The sequence below is a fragment of the Acidimicrobiales bacterium genome (assembly GCA_036491125.1).
GTDB lineage: Bacteria > Actinomycetota > Acidimicrobiia > Acidimicrobiales > AC-9 > AC-9.
Genome location: DASXCO010000148.1, coordinates 1 through 2,225, shown reverse-complemented (window position 1 = coordinate 2,225; position 2,225 = coordinate 1). Strand labels below are relative to the sequence as shown.

Here is a 2,225-nt window from a genome sequence, read left to right as displayed (position 1 = left end):
GTCGTCTCCGGTCGACTGGTGCTCCGCTATCACGACCGCGAGGAGACCTACGTGGCTGGCGACGCCTACTATGCCCCGCCTGGCCACGTGCCGATCGTGACGGCAGGGACCGAGACCGTCGAGTTCAGTCCCTCGGTGCAGCTGGAGCAAACCATGGCGGCTGTGGCCGCCAATATGTCGGCCGTAGCGGGTTCGGAGTGAGGGCGGCCGAGCGTTCGACCCGGGAGGTGGCGGATGAGTTGGTCTCCTTTCTCGAGACCGGCACGCCGCCCGAGGGTCTGTTTACCGCCGAGGTCTTCTGTGACTTCACGATGCCGCAATGGCGGCTGCAAGCCGCTGGCATCGAGGATGTGGTCGCCTTGCGAAAGGGTGGGCACCCAGCTGCGGGGCGTGTCCCCCGATCACGCCTCGACGCCACCACGACCGGGTTCGTGCTCGAGGTCGAGGAGGAGTGGGACCAGGACAACGAGTCGTGGTACTGCCGCGAGCTGATTCGGGCCGATGTCTCCGACGGCGCCATCTCACAGCTGTCGGTGTACTGCACAGGCGACTGGGACTCCGAGCTCGTGGCCAGGCACGCGGCGGAGGTGCAGCTGCTGAGGACCTGACGGGGGGACGCCTCTACCATTTACTCATGGAGGCTTCGGCTGACAAGGCCGGCGATGCCCTGAGGGCGCAGATCCAGGCGTTCCACGACGCCCGGGAGGCCGGCGACGCCGAGCTCATGGCAACGACGGCGCTCGGCATGCCGGCGGGCCAGCGCTTCGGCGTGCATCCAGGGCAGGTGCCTGCCCTCGTGCACGAGGCGTACACCGTCGCCGGGTCAAGTCTGAGCCGTTGCCGTTTGGCCGCGGCGCTGGCGCGGGCATGGGTCTATGGCGGCGACGCTGACCGAGCGGTCGCGTTCGCAGCCGAGGCTGTGGATCTGGCTGAAGGACTCGGCGATCCCGACGTCCTTGCCGACGCCCTCGACGCCGCGCTGCTCGTGCGGTGGGGACCCGATGACTTCGAGCAGCGCCTCCGGCTGGCAGCAAGGTTGGCCGAGGCAGCGGCCCACCTCGCCGACCCAGAAATGCGGCTTTCCGCTCACCTCTGGCGGCTCACGACGGCCTGGGAATGTCTCGACGTGGTTGCCGTGCAACGACAGTTGCGGGCCCTCGAAGCGCTCGCCGGAGAATCGGGTGCCCCCCGGCCGACGTTCTTCGCTGTCTCGCGGCGCGCTACGCAAGCGCTGGTCGCGGACGATCTTGACCTGGCGGACCGTCTGATTGTTCGCACGCGGGAGGTTGGTTCGGAGGTGGCTGAGCCCGACGTAGACGCTGTGGTGCACAGCCTGGTCGCTGCGAGGGCCCGCCAGGTTGGTGACGTCGACACCTTACGGAACGAGGCTGTTGCCTTCGAGCAGTACGGCGCCGCCGAGGGTATTCCGTCGGTGTCCGCGGAGGCTGCCGTCCTCTGGCTCGAGGGGGGTGAGCCGGGCCGCGCGTCGGAGCTGCTGCACCAGCTTGCCGGCGCAGGTCTCGCTGCGATCCTCCGCGACGTCGACTTCCTGCTTACAGTTACCTCCCTCGTGAGAGTCGCCACTGTCCTCCGGCAGGACGACATCGCTGCCGAAGGCGCGGATCTCTTGGACCCGTACGCGGGTCGCGCCGTGCTCAACGCCGGCGCGGTTACATTCCACGGGGTTGTCGATGACTACCTCTACCAGGCCCATCGGGCGCTGGGCCATAGATCCGCCGTCCGCTGGCGCCACGCCGCAGCTTCGGGCTATCGGCGGATTGGCGCCAGGTGGTGGGAGCGCCAGCTTGGTGGGCCGGCTGTCGATGCGCCGACCGCATCGTCGGTCATCGTGCATTTGCACCCCGACACCCCAGAGGTCTGGAGTGTCGGGCGCGAAGGCGCCACGGGAGCGCTTCCCGACCTCAAGGGCTTGCATTACCTGCGGTATCTCGCCCAGCGGCCGGGGGTCGAGGTCGGTGCGCTTCAGTTGTCGGCAGCTGTAGCCGGCCACGCCGGAGTCGTCCTGCCCGACTCCGACGCGGGGGAGGTTGTCGACGACCAGGCCCTGGCGATGTACCGGGACCGGCTGCGAGAGATCGATGGCGATCTGGCCGAGGCCGAGTCCTGGGCCGACCAGGGTCGGGTCGAGCGGCTCCGGCGCGAACGCGAAGCGCTACTCGATGAGGTCAGTTCGGCGACCGGACTGGCCGGACGTCGCCGCCGGG

The 2,225-nt window shown here is 68.8% G+C and carries 3 protein-coding genes; all 3 read left to right on the top strand.

The features are described 5' to 3' along the window. Positions 1–201: hypothetical protein (locus tag VGF64_11685; GenBank protein ID HEY1635412.1), on the top strand; the 201-nt coding region annotated here is incomplete at its 5' end. Positions 202–227: 26 nt separating this feature from the next. Further along, a complete protein-coding gene (locus VGF64_11680) occupies positions 228–608 on the top strand; it encodes a hypothetical protein (GenBank protein HEY1635411.1) in 381 nt (126 codons plus the stop codon). Between the two features lie 26 nt (positions 609–634). Beyond that, positions 635–2,225 (top strand): hypothetical protein (locus VGF64_11675; GenBank protein ID HEY1635410.1); only part of this gene is annotated, 1,591 nt, incomplete at its 3' end.